21 protein-coding genes and 1 riboswitch are annotated in these 17,939 nt (G+C 36.7%); of the genes, 18 read left to right on the top strand and 3 right to left on the bottom strand.

Features of this window, described 5'->3' with window-relative positions; genetic code table 11:
- Positions 1–109: 109 nt before the first annotated feature.
- The 7 genes from Gferi_RS05425 (at position 110) to Gferi_RS05395 (ending at position 6,336) form a co-directional block, all read left to right on the top strand.
- Positions 110–1,960, top strand: a complete 1,851-nt coding sequence (locus tag Gferi_RS05425) for an ATP-binding protein (RefSeq protein ID WP_069974614.1) — start codon at positions 110–112, stop codon at positions 1,958–1,960.
- An 18-nt stretch (positions 1,961–1,978) separates the two neighbouring features.
- A complete protein-coding gene (locus Gferi_RS05420) occupies positions 1,979–2,350 on the top strand; it encodes a response regulator (RefSeq protein WP_069974613.1) in 372 nt (123 codons plus the stop codon).
- Positions 2,351–2,352: 2 nt separating this feature from the next.
- Positions 2,353–3,036 carry a sigma-54-dependent transcriptional regulator gene (locus Gferi_RS05415; RefSeq protein WP_069974612.1) on the top strand — a complete coding sequence of 228 codons (684 nt, stop codon included), beginning with the start codon at positions 2,353–2,355 and terminating at the stop codon, positions 3,034–3,036.
- Positions 3,026–3,469 carry a potassium channel family protein gene (locus Gferi_RS05410; protein ID WP_069974611.1) on the top strand — a complete coding sequence of 148 codons (444 nt, stop codon included), beginning with the start codon at positions 3,026–3,028 and terminating at the stop codon, positions 3,467–3,469. Before Gferi_RS05415 ends, Gferi_RS05410 begins: the two co-directional genes overlap by 11 nt.
- Positions 3,466–4,131, top strand: a complete 666-nt coding sequence (locus Gferi_RS05405; protein ID WP_069974610.1) for a potassium channel family protein — start codon at positions 3,466–3,468, stop codon at positions 4,129–4,131. The genes Gferi_RS05410 and Gferi_RS05405 overlap by 4 nt, the downstream gene beginning before the upstream one ends.
- Position 4,132: 1 nt before the next feature.
- Positions 4,133–5,623 carry a TrkH family potassium uptake protein gene (locus Gferi_RS05400; RefSeq protein ID WP_069974609.1) on the top strand — a complete coding sequence of 497 codons (1,491 nt, stop codon included), beginning with the start codon at positions 4,133–4,135 and terminating at the stop codon, positions 5,621–5,623.
- A 62-nt stretch (positions 5,624–5,685) separates the two neighbouring features.
- Entirely contained in the window at positions 5,686–6,336 is a 651-nt protein-coding gene (locus Gferi_RS05395) for a potassium channel family protein (RefSeq protein ID WP_069974608.1), read from the top strand.
- Positions 6,337–6,412: 76 nt separating this feature from the next.
- Here the strand turns inward: Gferi_RS05395 and Gferi_RS05390 are convergent, their stop codons facing one another.
- Both Gferi_RS05390 and Gferi_RS05385 read right to left on the bottom strand, forming a co-directional pair.
- A complete protein-coding gene (locus tag Gferi_RS05390; RefSeq protein WP_069974607.1) occupies positions 6,413–6,994 on the bottom strand; it encodes a response regulator in 582 nt (193 codons plus the stop codon).
- Between the two features lie 41 nt (positions 6,995–7,035).
- On the bottom strand, positions 7,036–8,877 hold the full coding sequence (locus Gferi_RS05385) for an ATP-binding protein (protein WP_083273393.1): 1,842 nt from the start codon (positions 8,875–8,877) through the stop codon (positions 7,036–7,038).
- Positions 8,878–9,214: 337 nt separating this feature from the next.
- Here Gferi_RS05385 and Gferi_RS05380 point away from each other — a divergent pair, with 337 nt between their 5' ends.
- Both Gferi_RS05380 and Gferi_RS05375 read left to right on the top strand, forming a co-directional pair.
- Entirely contained in the window at positions 9,215–9,844 is a 630-nt protein-coding gene (locus Gferi_RS05380; protein ID WP_069981312.1) for a hypothetical protein, read from the top strand.
- Between the two features lie 107 nt (positions 9,845–9,951).
- Entirely contained in the window at positions 9,952–10,560 is a 609-nt protein-coding gene (locus tag Gferi_RS05375; RefSeq protein WP_069974605.1) for a DNA-3-methyladenine glycosylase family protein, read from the top strand.
- Positions 10,561–10,680: 120 nt separating this feature from the next.
- Here Gferi_RS05375 and Gferi_RS05370 read toward each other — a convergent pair whose 3' ends face one another.
- Positions 10,681–10,893: a hypothetical protein gene (locus Gferi_RS05370; RefSeq protein ID WP_069974604.1), complete on the bottom strand. Its 213-nt coding sequence runs from the start codon at positions 10,891–10,893 to the stop codon at positions 10,681–10,683.
- A 207-nt stretch (positions 10,894–11,100) separates the two neighbouring features.
- On the opposite strand from Gferi_RS05370, the gene Gferi_RS05365 reads away from it, so the two are divergent.
- The 9 genes from Gferi_RS05365 to kamA all read left to right on the top strand — a co-directional run bounded on the left by Gferi_RS05365 (position 11,101) and on the right by kamA (position 17,751).
- On the top strand, positions 11,101–12,324 hold the full coding sequence (locus Gferi_RS05365) for an FprA family A-type flavoprotein (RefSeq protein ID WP_069974603.1): 1,224 nt from the start codon (positions 11,101–11,103) through the stop codon (positions 12,322–12,324).
- Between the two features lie 379 nt (positions 12,325–12,703).
- Entirely contained in the window at positions 12,704–13,405 is a 702-nt protein-coding gene (locus tag Gferi_RS05360) for a Crp/Fnr family transcriptional regulator (RefSeq protein ID WP_069974602.1), read from the top strand.
- A 169-nt stretch (positions 13,406–13,574) separates the two neighbouring features.
- Positions 13,575–13,832: a hypothetical protein gene (locus tag Gferi_RS05355; RefSeq protein ID WP_069974601.1), complete on the top strand. Its 258-nt coding sequence runs from the start codon at positions 13,575–13,577 to the stop codon at positions 13,830–13,832.
- 241 nt (positions 13,833–14,073) lie between these two features.
- Entirely contained in the window at positions 14,074–14,322 is a 249-nt protein-coding gene (locus tag Gferi_RS05350) for a hypothetical protein (protein WP_069974600.1), read from the top strand.
- On the top strand, positions 14,322–14,684 hold the full coding sequence (locus tag Gferi_RS05345; RefSeq protein WP_069974599.1) for a spore coat protein: 363 nt from the start codon (positions 14,322–14,324) through the stop codon (positions 14,682–14,684). The genes Gferi_RS05350 and Gferi_RS05345 overlap by 1 nt, the downstream gene beginning before the upstream one ends.
- Positions 14,685–14,875: 191 nt before the next feature.
- Positions 14,876–15,082: a DUF1657 domain-containing protein gene (locus tag Gferi_RS05340; RefSeq protein ID WP_069974598.1), complete on the top strand. Its 207-nt coding sequence runs from the start codon at positions 14,876–14,878 to the stop codon at positions 15,080–15,082.
- 144 nt (positions 15,083–15,226) lie between these two features.
- The gene (locus tag Gferi_RS27975; RefSeq protein WP_156782327.1) at positions 15,227–15,382 is read left to right on the top strand and encodes a hypothetical protein; all 156 of its coding nucleotides are present in this window, start codon (positions 15,227–15,229) and stop codon (positions 15,380–15,382) included.
- A 259-nt stretch (positions 15,383–15,641) separates the two neighbouring features.
- Positions 15,642–16,370: a GntR family transcriptional regulator gene (locus Gferi_RS05335; RefSeq protein ID WP_069974597.1), complete on the top strand. Its 729-nt coding sequence runs from the start codon at positions 15,642–15,644 to the stop codon at positions 16,368–16,370.
- A gap of 130 nt (positions 16,371–16,500) precedes the next feature.
- On the top strand, positions 16,501–17,751 hold the full coding sequence (kamA, locus tag Gferi_RS05330) for a lysine 2,3-aminomutase (protein ID WP_069974596.1): 1,251 nt from the start codon (positions 16,501–16,503) through the stop codon (positions 17,749–17,751).
- A gap of 6 nt (positions 17,752–17,757) precedes the next feature.
- A riboswitch (cyclic di-AMP (ydaO/yuaA leader) is annotated at positions 17,758–17,891 on the top strand.
- Positions 17,892–17,939: the final 48 nt, after the last annotated feature.

Here is a 17,939-nt window from a genome sequence, read left to right as displayed (position 1 = left end):
CGTTATTTGGAACCATAGATCTCTATGGTTTTTTATTATTACTAAATATAATAGTTGAATACATTGTTAAGCATAATAATTAAAAATGAGGATATTCGAAGGTGACATTATGAAAAAAGGAATAAAGTTTAAAATCATTGGTGCTTTTATTCTTGTATTTATGGTTTTAGCTGTTAGCAGCATTTGGTCAATAACAACCTTTAACCGTTTGAGTAATTCGATAGAGAATATTATGCAGTCGAATTACAGGAGTATTGTTGCGGCTCAAAATATGATTGTGGCCTTAGAACGGCAGGATAGTGCTGAATTGGCATATATGTTTTCTTCAGATCAAGTTGCAACCCAGAATTTTAGGGAGAATGAGATTGAATTTTTGAAGTGGTTATCCCGGGCAGAGGATAATATTACTGAGCCTGGAGAGAAGGCGAACTTGGATCAGATCCACAGACTATATACGAAATATATTGATGAATTTGCAATGTTAGTAGATATGCAAACGAACAAAGGAGCCGGTGAAGCAAGAGAATATTACTATAACGAGATTCTGCCCCTCTTTGAAGAGACCAAGGATGCCTGTAGATATCTTCAAAATTTAAACCAGGAGGGAATGATTTTACGAAAAGATACAGCCCACAGTATTTCAACCAATGCTTCTTTCTATACTATAATCGTTTCATCCGTTACGATACTAATTGGTTTAGGAATAGCCATTTATTTAACCAATAAGATTGTAAATCCGGTATATGATCTTATTGAAAAAACAAGAAAAATTGCGGAGGGAGATTATAAGCAGCAGCTTGATATTAATGGAAGGGATGAAATCGCTGAACTTGCTCAAGAATTTAATGTAATGGCAAAAAAACTGCAATCCTTTGATCAATTAAATGTAAAAAAGCTAATGGATGAAAAACAAAAGGCTGAAGCAATTGTTGAAAGCATCAGTGATGGGATTATTGTTACCAATGATGAACACAAGCTGCTATTGGTAAACAGAGCTGCGGAAACAGCATTGGGAATACGGGAAAAGGAAGTACTCAATAAGCATTTTCTTGAAGTAATTAAAAGGGAGGCTGTTTTTAATATTATCGATAAAGTTAAAAGTAAAGACAATATGGATAATTTTAAAAAATATACAGATATAACAATTAATCATGAAAATGAAAAAAAGCATTATCGAATGAATGTAACGCCTATCCGCACGAGAGATGGGGAGAATATAGGGGTTGTAACGTTGCTTCAAGATGTAACGAAACTGAAGGAGGTCGATCAAATTAAATCAGATTTTGTCTCTACTGTATCCCATGAATTCCGAACACCATTAACATCCATTGGAATGGGGGTAGGTCTATTGCTTGATGAGACTCCCGGTTCCATTAATAGAGATCAAAAAGAACTGCTGGAAGTGATTCAAGAAGACAGTGAACGACTAAAAAATCTGGTGAGTGATTTGCTGGATCTATCGAGAATAGAATCTGGAAAAATACAGATGGATATGGAAGTACATCATATAAAAGATATGGCAGAGAGTGCAGTAAAGCCATTCCATATGATTGCAAAAGATAAAAAAATTGATATTCAGATCAATATAAGAGAGGAGCTTTCAACGGTCAAAGCTGATTATAATAAGATTTCCTTAGTCTTAACCAATCTTATTGGAAATGCGCTTAAATACACCCCTGCAGACGGAACCGGAAAAATTGAAATATCCGCCCGGGAAACGGCCAATAAGATGTTAATATCTGTTTCTGATAATGGGAAGGGCATTCCAGAGGATTATCAACAGAAGATATTTGAGAAATTTATCCAGGTGAAAGATGATAATGGAGAGACACCCGGCGGAACCGGTTTGGGTTTAGCTATTAGCAAAGAAATTATCCATGCCCACGGTGGAGAAATATGGGTTAAGAGTCAGCCAGATGAAGGCAGTATTTTTTATTTCACTTTGAATTTAGGGAGATAAGGGTAAAGGGGATCGAACATGAAAAAGATATTGATCGTAGATGATGAGAAAAATATAATTCTAACCCTTAAAATGTATCTGCAAAAAAGTGGTTATGAAACACAAGTGGCAATCAATGGCATTGAGGCAATAGATATCGCGCAAGATTACATGCCGGACTTGATTTTTTTGGATATTGTACTTCCAAAAATGAGCGGATATTTGGTCTGCGAAGCATTAAAAGATCAAGTTTCAACGAAAAATATTCCCATCATTTTTATGAGCGCCAAGACGCAAAGAGAAGATATTGAAAAAGCTTTAGCGGTAGGAGGCAGTGATTACATTACGAAGCCTTTTACTCCAGATCAAATAAAAAAAATATTAGATAAGTATTTAAAGGAGGCTATATAAATATGGATAAAAAAATTTTAGTGGTTGATGATGAAAAAAATATCAGAATGACCTTAACGCACTGTTTGAGAGATCAAGTTTGTAAAATAGACATTGCTGTAAATGGGGAAGAAGCACTGCAGAAGCTTATGTCCGCAGATTATGATCTTGTGTTATTAGATATCAAGATGCCTGGACTCACAGGAATGCAGGTACTGGAAAAGATGAGAGAAAAGGGCAGCCGTGTAGATGTCATCATGATGACGGCCTATGGAACGATTGAAAGAGCTGTTGAAGCTATGAAGCTAGGAGCGATCGACTTTATCAGCAAACCCTTTACACCAGAAGAAATCAGAAATATTGTAAAGGAAGTTTTAGACAGGCAGACTTTGAAGGAAGACAAGTTAGAGTCTTTTAAGGATATCATCGGCTTTGCCAAAAAATGCATTATTGAAGGTTCGTATGGCAAAGCAGAAGGATTCTTAAAAAAAGCGATAGCCATGGAAGTAGACGCTCCGGAGCCGCATAACTTATTAGGTATATTGGCTGAATACGGAAAGGAAATACAGAAAGCACAGATGCACTATCGTGCTGCCTTAGCATTAGACCCATCCTATGAACCTGCATCCAAGAACCTGGAGAGAACTGCTCAATGGAAGTATACACAAAGAGGTATGGAGCTAGGAGATGACAAAAATGACAACTAAGCAGGAGCGGGACGAATATATCATTATTGTGGGCTGCGGCAGATTAGGCTCTCATCTGGCTAGACTGCTTTCAAAGGCTAGAAAAAGTGTTGTAGTCATCGATAAGAATGAATATGCTTTTCACCGTCTATCCAATGATTTTAGCGGCTTTACTCTTGAAGCGGACGCCATTGAAATCGATTCACTGCTCCGCGCTAAAATCGATAAGGCCGATGTTGTCGTTGCCACTACTGATGATGACAATACCAATGTTATGATTGCTCAGATTGCTAAGACAATCTATCATGTGCCAAAAGTGATTGCTCGTTTATTTGAGCCTTCAAGACAGCAGATATATGAACAGCTGGACATTGAAACCCTTTGCCCCACAATTCTTTCGGCAGAAGCATTGAGGAATAATATTATTGGAGAGGAAACGGAGGACCTGAAATGAATATTGTAATCGTAGGCGGAGGAAAGCAGGTGCACTTCCTAACGAAATCCTTTGTTTCCAAGGGATATAGTGTTACCATCATTAATCATGATGCAGAATACTGCAAGAAGCTTGCACGCATGCATCAGGCAAACATCGTTCATGGAGATGGAACAAAGCCCTATATTTTAGAAGATGCAGGAGTAGCCTATGCGGATATGGTGATTGCCTTGACGACGGAAGATCCGAATAATCTGGTAATCTGCCAGATTGCAGAAAAAATGTTTAAGGTTAAAAAGACCTTTGCTATGGTAAATGATCCTAAAAATATTGATATATTCAGAAAGCTGGGAGTAAATAATGTAATCAGCACGGCAGATATTATTTCTTCCTTCATTGAACAAAAGATCTCTGTAGATGATATTACGAACCTGTTCCCGATTGAAGAGGGAAAGGTTACCGCAATGGAGATTGAAGTAAGCCCGGATTTTCCGACGGTTGGAAAGAGACTTAAGGAAATCGAGTTTCCGAGAGATGTGACCATAGGCTGTATTATCAGAAGGGAGCAGGCTGTGATCCCAAGGGGAGATACGGTTGTTGAAGAAGACGATAAGCTCATTATTCTATGTCTTCCGATGGTGCAGTCGGATGTACTAAAAACAATAAGAGGAAGGACAGATTAAGGTGTTATACATCGAACAGCTAAAAGACAGATACCAGTTGATCATTGGCTATGTAGGAACGATTATTATAGGGATAGGACTAGCTTTATTGATACCGTTGCTGCTTCTGCCTATTTATAGAACAGAAATACATGAGGTCAGGTACTTTGTGGTTCCCTCTCTGATTGCAATCGTGCTAGGCTATGGTATGAGAAGGGTTATGAAATACGGGGAAGAGGCCACACTGACTCTGCATGAGGGCGGTGTGATTGTTCTCATGGCTTGGGTTAGTGCTGCCATATTCTCCTCCATGCCTTTTATACTCTCCGGAAAGTTGAATTTTACCCAGGCTATGTTTGAAGCTGTCAGTGGATTAACGACTACGGGACTTTCGGTGGTTGATGTTACAGAGACTTCCCACATATTTTTGCTTTGGAGAAGTCTGATGCAGTTTATTGGCGGGGCAGGTCTTGCCGTCATCATGTTGTCTGCTATTATTGGTCCCCATGGATTAGGCTTGTATCATGCAGAGGGGAGATCAGACAAATTACTGCCCAATGTAGCAAGATCTACAAAGTTAATTATGATTATTTATATAGGATATATTACCTCGGGAGTGATTCTATATATCTTAGCGGGTATGCCGTGGTTTGATGCAGTTAATCATTCGATTTCGGCTGTATCTACAGGCGGCTTTTCAACAAATCCTGATAGCATTGGTGCCTATGAAAGCTTGCCTATTGAACTCATTACAATTATTTTAATGTTTTTCGGAACAACAAACTTTGCTGCCCATTATTTACTCTTAAAGGGTGAAGTAAAAAGATTTTTTCAAATTGGTGAGATACGTTTTATGTTTCTTGCTTTGGCGGTTGCTATACCATTTACGGTATATTTTTCTCTTTTGAAATTATATGGTGCTGCAGGAAAAGGGATTCGTGTAGCTATTTTTGAGTTAACATCTGCCTTGACTACAACAGGATATTCGACAGTAGGATATGGTGATTGGGACAGCTTTGCAATATTTATCATGATTACGATCATGATTATCGGTGGAGGTGCGGGTTCTACAGCTGGCGGACTCAAGCAGTATAGAGTATATATTATGTTAAAATCCCTTGTATGGAACATCAAAGGATACCTGCTACCCCAAAATGTGGTCAGACAAAACTATGTGATTCGTCCGGAAGGGAAGTATTATGTGTCTCCAAATCATGCTTTAGAGATATGTAACTTTGCCATGCTGTACATGATTACCTATGCTGCAGGTGTGCTTGTAATGCTTGCTCATGGATACTCCTTGCAGGATTCGATGTTTGAGTATGCCTCGACTTTAGGTACAGTCGGCCTTTCTGTAGGGATTACGGCGCCAGATCTGCCGGGTATGGTATTGTGGGCACAAATTGCCGGAATGATGCTGGGGAGGCTGGAATTTTTAGTAGTGTTCTTTGCAGGTTTGAAAATAATCAAGGATATAAGAATTATTACAAAGCGAAAACCTAAAATAAGCTAACACAATGGTTAAGCCAGGAAACGAAAATCTATAACGAGCACTTACGATTAAGGGGGAATACAATGAAACAATTTGTAGTAATCGGCTGTGGAAGGTTTGGCTCCAGTGTAGCTAGAGCGCTTTATGGACTGGGTCATGATGTACTGGCAGTTGATCGAGATGAGGATGTGATACAGGAATTAGCAGATTCCGTTACCCATGCAGTACAATTGGATGCTACAGATGAAGCGGCATTAAAGTCTCTTGGTGTAAGGAATTTCGATGTGGCAGTAATTACCATTGGCTCAGATATACAATCTTCTATTTTGATTACCTTATTGGTAAAAGAGTTAGGTGTGGACTATGTATTGGCCAAGGCACAAAACGAGCTTCATGCAAAAATCCTTTATAAAACCGGAGCAGACCGGGTTGTGCTCCCGGAAAGGGAGATGGGGGTAAGGGTGGCGCACAATCTTGTTTCCTCGAATATCCTAGACTACATTGAGCTTGCACCGGATTATAGTATTGTTGAAATAACACCGTTAAAGGGATGGATTGGAAAAAGTCTTCAAACTATAAATGTGAGAGATAAATTTGGTGTAAATATAATGGCAATTAAAAGCAAGTCAAAAATCAATATTTCACCAAGTGCTCAAGATATTATCTGCGATGATGATATCCTGGTGGTAGTAGGCAATAATGATGATATACAGAAAATAGAAAAGAAAGCATAGTGGTATTGCAAAAAAATTCCTATATGAAGCTATAGGAATTTTTCGTTTCTTTATAAATTCATAGGGATAGATAGGACTAGTCCCGTCCTTCAAACACTTTATGAATATCCGCAAATTTCTTGGCATCGGCAGTGTTTCCTAGAAGACCATAGGTTTGCGATAACAAGGCATAAATTTGTCCATTGGAAGGATCTAAGGAAAGTGCTTTCTTCAAGATAGCTAGAGCACCTTCAAAATCACGAAGGGCAATTTTTTCATTACATAATGCTAGCAGGTTTTCGACAGAAGTATTCTGATTTTGCATTTCTGTGATTTCTGTTAAGACTTGTTTGATCCGGTTCGTTGTAAAAGGTTTTTGCAAATACGCAACAGCTCCCATTTGTGTACACTCAACAGCATTTTTGATTGTTGCGAAGGCAGTTATGATAATAACTGGTGTTTGAATTCCAAGTTCCCTTATCTGGCGTAGTACTTCTGTACCGCTGATTTTAGGCATTTTAATATCCAAAAATGCTAGATCAAAAACATCTGTTTGAAAGGCTTCTAGAGCCTCCGACCCATTTTCTACACTGATAACAACAAAACCTTCATGCTCAAGGCAGGTAGCTAGCAAGCATCTTATATTTTTTGTATCATCGGCTACAAGGACTTTTTTCATTGGAAGATCACCCCACATTGATCATTCATTTAAGTTTTTATTTAGGTATTTACGCGATAGACAGGGAGTGTAAAAGTAAAACAACTGCCTGCATCAAGCATGCTTTCGCACCAGATTTCTCCACCATGCGCAGTTACAATTTCCTTTGCAATGGATAAACCGAGACCAGTTCCCCTTATCTCGAGATCTGAGTTTTCAACCTGTACAAATTGCTCAAAAATCCTATCCAAATATTCCTCAGGAATACCAATTCCAGTATCTTTTACAGAAATATATACTTTATCATTCTGCTTATAAACCTGTATAGAAATTATATCATTTGCTTTTGTATACTTAATAGCATTTCCTATCAAGTTATTGAGGACCCATGTAATTTTTTCTTGATCAACGCACACTTTAGGTAATTTCTGCTCAACTGAATACTGCAGATCTATCTTTTTATTTGCTGCTTGTATATAAAAGGGTTTGATTGTACTTTTAATAATGCTATCAATTTCAGCAGGCAGCATATCGTAGACAAATCTCGCAGATTCAAGTTTTGACAGATACAATAAGTCATCTACTAAGTTGGCTAATCTTTGGCCGTCCTCCTCCATAGACGATAGAACATTTTTTTGTGCAGTATTTAGTTTACCTAAGGTACAGTCTGTTAACAAGCTTGTGCCCATCATGATCGACGTTAGCGGTGTTTTAAATTCATGAGAAATTGTAGATATGAAATTAGTTTTCATTTTTTCCAGCTCTTTTAATTCAGTCACATTTTGAAAAAGAACGACAATGCCATTCATCTTAGATTCGATATCCTTAACTTTATTGACGATGATATTAAAGTAGTAATGCTCTTTTCCAAACTCCAGATAAAAAATATTTTCCTTATGCTGAGTATTGCTTTCAGATAATATAGATGAGATATAGTCATACAATTCACTCATTCTTACGATTTCAAGAAAATGTTTTTTATGCACCTGGGTTTCTTTTGCCTGAAAGACACTTTCAAATGCTTTGTTAACAACTAGAATTCTGTAGTCATTGTCTAAAACCATCAGCGGATCAGCTATACTCTTTATAATAGCCAATGATTTGCTCTTTTCCATCATTACTTCTCCTAGTGTACTTCGTTCAAATAGCAGAAGCTTTTCTGTCATTTTATTAAACTCTGCAGATAACTGTCCAATTTCATCATCGGATACAACATCAATTCGCGTATCGAGATTTCCAGCTTGAACTTCTTTCATAGATTTCGTTAAATGCTCAACAGGTCTAGTGAATTTGTTGGCGAAGAATCTTGATGTAAAAAAACCACCTACAGCGGCGATCACAGAGGTAAACAGAATTAAATAGGTAGAGGTCTGGGCATTTTCAGTTGTCCTAGCTTTTCCACGAAACATAGCAGTTTCATTTATATCCCATAACGTCTGTAGATCGTCTTTTAACAGTAAGAAAATTGGATGAATGACAGTCGTATAATATTCCATTATATAGGTCTGATTTTTTTCATCAGAGAGTTCTGAGAGCTGATGAAATGCGTTAATATATTTCATATAATGCTCTTTTATTTGATCTACCAGTTCCCGTTCCCCTGCTTCTGTAATATTATTTTGTTCTTTGTAATACCACATCAGGAATTTATCAATATTTGCATTGAAATCATTTAAACCAAGTTCCCGGTTTCCGCTGGTATAGGTTAGTATAGCGCTGTCTTGTCTTTCGAGAGCTTCAATCATATTATTTATAATTTTTAAGCTTTCATAGTTATCAGTCATTAGACCGTCAATTGTTTTGCTAAGATTATAAAAGTTTAATACAGAAACTATTCCTAAAATAGCAATCATTATTACGAGACAAAGATAGATAATGGAGAACTTTTGCCGTAAATTTTTCATTATTTCACCTGCTTGTAGTATGGATTTCTTAGATTAAGTATATATGAATTAGACTTATACTTCAAATCTGCATACTTCAAAATAATAAATATAAGTATTTGATTTTAAAGGTTTTGATATGTAAAATAATGCCATAAAATGCTATAATGTTTTTATCGACAAGTTGCCATGTTTTAATCTAGACATGGGACGCTGGCAAATAAGCGATAGGAGCAAACATGATATTTTTGTATCCTATGGTTTATATTAAAATCAAAATAAGAGATGGACAAGGGCTGGAAGAATAGGTGTTTGAAAAATGGGATTATGGGCGAAAAAAATAAGAAAGAGGTGTAAAATGAGCGGGAATTCTTTTGTAGTGGTTAAGGTTCAGAAAGTTGGGAGTAATTATAGTAAACTCTATTATCATCAGGATAAAGAAAATGCATTAGTTGTTATTTTTCCCGGTGAAGATTATTCTTGCGATAAGCCGCTGCTCTATTATGCAAGAAAAGCAGCAGTAAGAGAAGAAAAAGATGTATTATGCTTAAGCTATAAGAGAAAGTTAACATGGAGAGATACCGGACAATATCCAATTGCTTTAGAAGCAGACGCAAGCTTAGATGTAATCAACAAATGCATGAGTAAAAGTTATAAAAATATTTATTTCGTAAGCAAAGGGATAGGTACGGAAGTAGCTGGAAACATTTCTGAAAGGTTGGGATATGAAAAAATCACAAATATTTTTTTGGCACCTACTAAAGAGGGAATTAAACATATCGTAAATTCAAAAAGTATGGTGATTGTGGGTACGCGAGATGAAATTTTCACACAGGAACAAATAGATCAGTTGAAACAACATAGTAACGTACAATTGGTTTTGATCGATGAGGCGAATCATTATTTAGAGAGTACCGGCAGCCTAGATGAAAGTATAAAAATGTTAAATCAGATAGCCAATTTATATGTTAATACTTTTAAAGCTTAGTATATATTTATTCCGTGTCAGCCTGTTATGGGGTGAAGGCTTATTTACAGGTTATCGTGGAGGCATTAAATGAGAAAAGAAATTGCTGAAGATGGAGACGATAAAAAATGCGGATATTTCAATATGGACAAAAAGAAATAGAGTATTTAAAACGAAAAGATAAGAAGCTGGGTGCAGCTATGGATAAGATTGGCATGATAGCCCGTGAGATTACACCTGATCCTTTTACAGCACTTGTTTCAAGCGTGGTGGGACAACAGATCTCGAGCAAGGCTGCTGAAACGGTATGGAACAGATTATCTGAGCTGCTGGGGGACATAACGCCGGAGCGGATTAGTAAAACGAATTTAGCTGACATCAAAGATTGCGGCATGTCTGAGCGAAAGGCTGGATATATAAAAGGAATCGCAGAAGCAGCTATATCTGGAAAGGTGGATTTTAGTACACTTCATACTATGACCGACGAGGCGGTCATAGAAAAGCTTTCTTCACTTCATGGAGTAGGTGTTTGGACTGCCGAAATGATACTCATTTTTTCACTTGGGCGCCCGGATGTAGTGAGCTACAAAGATTTAGCCATATGTAGAGGCATGATGAATCTATACAATCTTAAAACGCTTCCAAAGGAAAAGTTTGAGCGGTACAGGAAGCGGTATTCTCCCTATGGTTCTGTTGCATCATTATATCTGTGGGAACTTTCAGCAGAGAAAAAATAAAGATGTCGTATTTAAAAGCCCTAGGCAGCCTACTCAGCTGTCCAGGGCTTTTAAACAAAAATAATGTTTAAATCTGATATTTGAGGATGGGTGCATAAACTTTTTAAGTCGCAGAATTTATCAGGTATTTTGCCATGAGCCATCTTCTGTACATACGGTTTCGGAACCATCCTCATTTTTTATGACGGATCCGACCGCATGGCGCATACCTGCATAAACACAGAAAGGATCTTTTCCTGCATTTCCTGCAGGTTTTTCAGAAGTAGCTTCTACGTCGTCTGGAGGGGTTATAATATTTACGAAAATATCTTCATGTTTTTTATGAAATTTCATCCTATCACTCCTTTTGCATTTATATCAAGCTTTTGCTAGAAAGCCTACTATAAATATGTGTAATAAGCCGCTAAAAGATACAGTGCCGACAGATTAAAACATATAAATTTTTCTGCATATTTGACTGCAGTCACAGTGTTCATTTAAAAATCCTTTTACAATGGAATTAACAAATTAAAGCATTTAAGAAACGAGGAGGAGATATAGATGAAAAAGCATGTTGAAATAGCAGAAAAAGCATATTGGGTAGGATACGTAGACAATAGAAAGGTTCCATTCCATAGATTGGTTTTAGAAAAAGGAACAACATATAATGCATATTTGCTGGATACAGAGAAGCCTACACTCATTGATACGGTAGATATAGAATTTGGAAAAACTTTTGTGGAAAATTTAAGCAGTATGATGGATCTAGAGAAGTTGGAATATGTGGTGATCAATCACGTAGAACCGGATCACGCAGGAGGGCTGCCCGCACTCATGAGCAAAGCGAAAAATGCAAAAATTGTCACTACGGCCTTAGGTGCAGAGGAACTAAAAAATATGTTTAGGCTTCATAACAGAGAATTTGTTATTGTTCATGATGGGATGAAATTAGATATAGGGGGAAAGACTTTACAATTCGTTGAAACGCCGTTTTTACACACAGAAGAGACTATGGTTACCTACTGCATAGAAGATAAGATATTATATCCATGCGATCAATTTAGTTCCCATGTTGCCACATATGAATTATTCGAGGATCTAACTACGGAATCTATTACAGAAGATTTCAATGTTTATTATCAATTAATCATGCATCCTCATAGACCCTATGTACAGGATATGATCAAAAAAATTAGAAATTTAGATATTCAAATGATAGCACCTTCTCATGGGTATATTTTAAGACGCAATGTGGGGAACTATATCAATGCCTATGATGAGATGAGCAGACCAAAAGAAAATAAGAAAGCAGCTATACTGTTTAGTACTATGACAGGTAATACCACCAAGATTGCAAAGGGTATTGCAGCGGTGATGGAACAAAAATCCATAAAAACAAGAATCATGAATGTAGGCAATGCGGACTTAGGGGCTGTAATTGATGTAATCAAAGAATCAGATGCAGTTTTCTTCGGAAGTTCAACCAGATATGCAGATATGGTAGGAAAGATGGAACCTATATTAAAAGAATTAAAACATATGGATTTATCTTCTAAGCTGGCAGTGGCCTTTGGCTCCTACGGGTGGAGCGGAGAAGCTGTAGAAGTTATTCAAGATTATCTGAAGGATACAAATATGAAGACGATAGACCGTTCTTATCTTATTAAGGCCACAGGTATGGATAACCTGCAGGTTCCAATTCGAATTAAGTTTTCTCCAGAGGGACAAGAAGAGCAGGTATTATATCCCTCTGTACGTGCCATAGCAGATTTGTTAATTGGGTAAGGATATCTCAAAGCATAAATTTGTATTTTTAAAACAGCATCTACTTTATGGTATAGGGCAGGCCTTGTGTCTGTTCCTTCATTTTCAGGGCATCACATAAATTGATCCCTGCACAAGTCTAAAACAGGAATGCAGGGATCGGTGCCTCGTTGGTCTGGGTATAAATTAGAATCCTCAGTTATATATTTGCAACTTGTTAATATCTGGAAGCGATCAAAAATAAAGCTTTGTTTTATCAAAATAGGTGTGGGTATACTATTATTAAACCTTTTTAGCCAGGCTTAAATTTAACCTAGTATAGCAAGAAGTCCCCACCTCTAAGCATTAGCGTAGGTGGTGGGAGTATATCACAATACAGATTTTTAAAGGGGTATGATCGATGAAGGCATGTTGCGAAAGATGTGAAACGAAGTTATGTGCAAGCAAGGTTTCAATATTTGCGGCTTTGAACAACGAAGAGTTGTTTGAGATTGTAAAAATGACAGGGCATAGAAATTATCATAAAGGAGAAACTATATTCTTAGAAGATACGGAAGCCAAAACATTATACCTTGTGAATGAAGGTAAGATAAAGATATATAAATATACAAAGGATGGAAAGGAACAAATTTTACACATATTGTCAGAAGGAGATTTTTTTGGAGAACTAAATCTTTTTAAAACAGGTAAATATAGTTTTAATGCAGAAGCAATTGCGCCGACAAAGCTTTGCACTTTAACGAAAGAAAAAATGCGGGAGCTGATCCTTGCAAAACCGGAGATAGGACTTAAGATTTTAGAAGTAGTAGGAGAACGATTAGCAAAAGTAGAAACATTGGTACAAAATTTAGCAACGAATGATGTTGAAGCACGGATTGCTTATCTTTTACTGGATCTAAAAGAGCGATATGGAAGAAAGCTTTCTGACGGGACGGAAATAAAACTTCCGCTGACAAGAGAAGAGATGTCTAATTATACTGGAATTGCCAGAGAGACCATGAGCAGAAAACTAAAGAAATTTGAAGAAGAAGGAATTCTCAAATTAGTAGGTATAAAGAAGATTATCATAACAGATGAAGAGAAATTAGAAGACTATCTCTAAAGGTTTCCAGATGATCTAATTTAATTGATACTTAGTTGTGCTAAAAATTTCTATAGCAGATTAAGTAACAGGATGAATAATTTGCAATCTATAATTTTTAGATATCTGCAGATAATATTTTATGTAGGCATAAAGCTTACTAAACTTTTAAATAGGAGGATTCAACTATATGAATATGAAAAACACTCCTAGCTTAAAAAGTTCAAAAGCTGTAGATCAACAAGAAATCCAGAATGCAAAGCAGAGTATGAATAACGGCATGAGTACCGGGCAAGAAACAATGGGGAATATGACAGCCGGTATCATGGGTGGAGGAACTTCAAATCTTAGTAGTTCTACTGCGGTTGGACAGCAAGAAGTTCAAAATGTAAGACGGAAAATTCAGGAAAGTGGAACCAAAAATCTTAAAAATACAGGATTGCAGTAATTAAGGAATCCCCTGGACGAAAGCGAAGTCTAGGGGATTTTGAACTTCTGATAACCATTTTATATTCATATTCAGTTAAGGGGACTATAGAAAATTTATAGAAAGCAAACAGGAACATTGGTTTAAAAGTCTGTATAAACTGGGAGAAGTCGGACAAAATAAGTTTGAAAATATGCTTGATTACATATCTTGACAAGGTAGACAAAGGTACACTTTAATTGTAAAAAACAGGAGGGTAAACATGAAAAATATTGCCACAAAAGAGTTGAATTATGTAAAAGATTTTCTGTCATGGGAATTGCTAAGTGCAAAAAAATGCTACCAATATGCACAGCAGGAGACAAATCCCCAGAGAAAACAGTTATTTATGGATACGGTTAATGTACATCAACAGAACTATATGAGCCTGTTGAATTATATCAATCAGTTAAATAATGAAAAAAATAATACCAATACAATGAATATGAATCAGGGAGGGCAGGTGCACTAATGAACACAGAGCAGATTGTAATTTCAAAAACCGGCGTGCAGAAAATAGGAAAAACAGTTTCCAATGAATTGCCTCAGGTCAAAGACCCGAGTATTAATATACGAGATGAATTAAATGATGTATTATTGATGGAGAAGCATAATCTGGTGAGCTATCAAACCGGGATTAATGAAATGATTAACGATGATTTAAGGCAGATTGTTATTAGTAACAGGGATCAAATACAAAAGACACACACAAGATTTTTTGATGAGCTATTTAATCTAGGAGAATATCAGGCGAATATGGCTATGAATAATGAGATTGCAGATGTAGTAGATACTTTTACAGGCTATAAAGTACAATTCCCATCTCAACAATAATAAAGCAGGGATAATAAAAGGCGCTTAGAGAAGGAAAATTAAAAAGAACGGAAAAATTGGCCGTTACAAATTTTTACAAATGATATTTAGAGAAAAAATCACATAAGATAAATAAAAAAGACAAATAATAAACCTGTAGATTTTTTAAAATCTGTTTTAAAAATAAACTAAAAGTAAAAGGATGTGCTGAAATGACAGTCGGAACACAGCTCCAACAAACCATTGCAGGAGTGGAAAGCGCAGCTGCTACACTAAAAACATTTGCACTACAAACAGAAGACCAACAAGCCAAAAAAGAGTTTCAGCAGTTAGCACAAACAATGGAGAGTGCAGTAAAAACCCTGGAAAAAAGAAGACAGTATATTGAGCAGCAAGAACCTCAATACAAGCAACAATAAAATTATAATAAGGGAATGGATGAATACTTTATAGGCGTATCACAAAGTATCTTCCATCCCTTTTTAAAATTATCTATAGGATCTGACTTAGCAGATACGAATATTTTATTTATCCCATCTCATACTAACGAGGAGGTGATGTTCATGGAACGGGATCATATGAAATTAAATAGATTACATATACATGGATTGCAGAATTATTATGAACTGGAGGCAGGGACAATTCCAAGCAAAAGGGATATTCAAGAGACCATTAACAGATTAAAAAAAGATAGAAGCGGTAGAGAAGAAAGAGAGTAGGTGTTCAAAGGAGGCTGCTCTCTTTTTTCATTGAGGAAACAAAGTCGGAAGAAATGATGATTTTTGTAATTTTATATATTCTGTTAGGGTTAAGATTTAAAAATGAGATAGATTGCAGTGATTTGACAAGAAGCAAAAAATATATCATAATGCTTGTATAGACAAGTAAACAAGAATTATAATGTAATAAAATCCATCAAACATCCTAAATTATAAAATTATATAAACATATTGCCAGATGATTAAAGGAGAGACCGGAATGAGTACATTGAATAAAGACAGTTATCTTCCTTATTACTTGCAGATTAAAGATATTCTTAAAGAAAGAATTATGAATAAGGCCTATCACGTAAATATGCTGATACCCTCTGAAAATGATCTTTGCGGGGAATTTCACGTTACAAGGGCTACCATACGGAATGCATTGAACGAGTTGAAAAAAGAGGGTTTGATTTATACTGCGAAAGGAAAAGGATCTATAGTAAGTCCCCCGAAAATAGAGCAAAGTCTACTGAAATTCTATAGTTTTGGGCGAGAATTTAGTGATACAAACGAGACGATTGTTTCAAAGTTTTTGAATAAAGCAGTGATAGGGGCTTCGCCTGCAATTTCTAGAAAACTCAACACGAAGCCAAACACAGAAGTATTTGAAATTATCAGAGTAAGAATATTTAACGATTTGCCATTAATATTAGAGACTTCATATATTCCAGTTCATATTGCACCAGATATGCTTGAAAACAACATGGAAGAAGAATCTATATACGATCTTTTGGAGAGCAAGTACGGTGTTAAAATTGTTAAAGCAAAGGAATATATTGAACCTCAGGTATCTAATGATTATGAATCTAAATATTTAGATATTGTTTATCATTCTCCGGTATTTTATACAGAAAGAATCTCATTGACCTATGGTGAAAAACCTATTGAGCTTAGAAAGAGTATCATTCGGGGAGATAAGTTTAAGTTCTATACAGAACTGTATTAGAAGGGGTAAAGGGATCCGACAGTATTTGAATTGTTGGGTCTGGTAGTCAGAGGATATGAAAACTTTAGGCGGCGGGAAGGATGCGAATACATCCTTTAAATATAAACGCTTTTAAAAGGGAGGAATGAAAATGAGACACTATAGTGAGGTAGAATTATGGAGAGGTGTCACAGAAGAGCAATGGAGTGATTGGCGTTGGCAGGTGCAAAATAGAATTGACAATGTAGAAGATCTAAAAAAAGTGATTCACTTAACAACAGAAGAAGAAGAGGGAATCATAAAGTCTCTTGAAATACTGAGAATGGGGATTACGCCATACTATGCGTTACTGATGGATAAGGATGACCCGAACTGTCCTGTGAGAAAGCAGGCAGTACCAACAATGCATGAAACATTTAAGAGTGATGCAGACATGGATGATCCGCTTCATGAGGACACGGATTCACCTGTTCCAGGATTGACCCATAGATACCCTGATAGAGTGCTGCTGTTGATTACAGACATGTGCTCTATGTACTGCCGGCACTGTACAAGACGAAGATTCGCAGGTCAACAGGATGATATGATGCCAATGGATCGCATTGATGCAGCCATTGCGTATATCAAAAATACACCTGTGATAAGAGACGTACTGCTATCAGGAGGAGACTGCTTGCTGGTAAGTGATGACCGTCTTGAATACATCATTCGCAAGCTAAGAGAAATACCTCATGTAGAAGTGATTAGATTGGGGTCCAGAACACCTGTGGTATTGCCCCAAAGAATTACGCCAGACCTTGTAAATATGATGAAGAAGTATCATCCAATTTGGTTAAATACGCATTTTAATCATTCCAGGGAAATGACGCCGGAAGCGAAAAAAGCACTTGCATTATTGGCTGATGCAGGAATTCCGCTAGGAAATCAAACCGTACTGCTTAGGGGGGTAAATGACTGCGTTCATATTATGCGTGATCTTGTGCATAATTTAGTAAAGATGAGGGTAAGGCCTTATTATATCTATCAATGCGATCTGTCTGTAGGAATTGAACACTTTAGAACGCCAGTAGCAAAAGGAATAGAGATTATTGAGGGATTAAGGGGACATACATCAGGATATGCTGTACCGACTTTTGTTGTAGACGCACCTGGTGGCGGGGGTAAAATTCCCGTAATGCCACAATATCTTATTTCTCAATCACCGGAAAAAGTAATTCTAAGAAATTTTGAAGGAGTTATTACCACATATACGCAGCCGGAGCCATACAAGACAGTATGTCAATGTCCCGTATGCAAAGGTGAAAGGACGCATAAAGTTACAGGTGTAGGAGGATTATTGCAAGGGAACCAAACGGCATTAGAACCGGTAGATTTAGAAAGGAATAAAAGGAAGCATATTTAACATAAAAACAATGAAACGCTGAATTCCTAGATTAAGGAAACGGGGGAACCAATTATGGGGTGAATCTCACAGGTGAGTAGGGTTAGTCTTCTTTCGACCCGAATCCGTCAGCTAACTTCGTAAGCGTGGAAAGAGGAAAATGTGATGATATTATCCATACCTGCATTTTCCTTAAGAAAGATTAATAG

It is taken from the genome of Geosporobacter ferrireducens (assembly GCF_001750685.1).
GTDB classification, from domain to species: domain Bacteria; phylum Bacillota; class Clostridia; order Peptostreptococcales; family Thermotaleaceae; genus Geosporobacter; species Geosporobacter ferrireducens.
The sequence above is the reverse complement of the archived record's forward strand: the minus strand, read 5'-3'. Positions and strand labels throughout refer to the sequence as shown.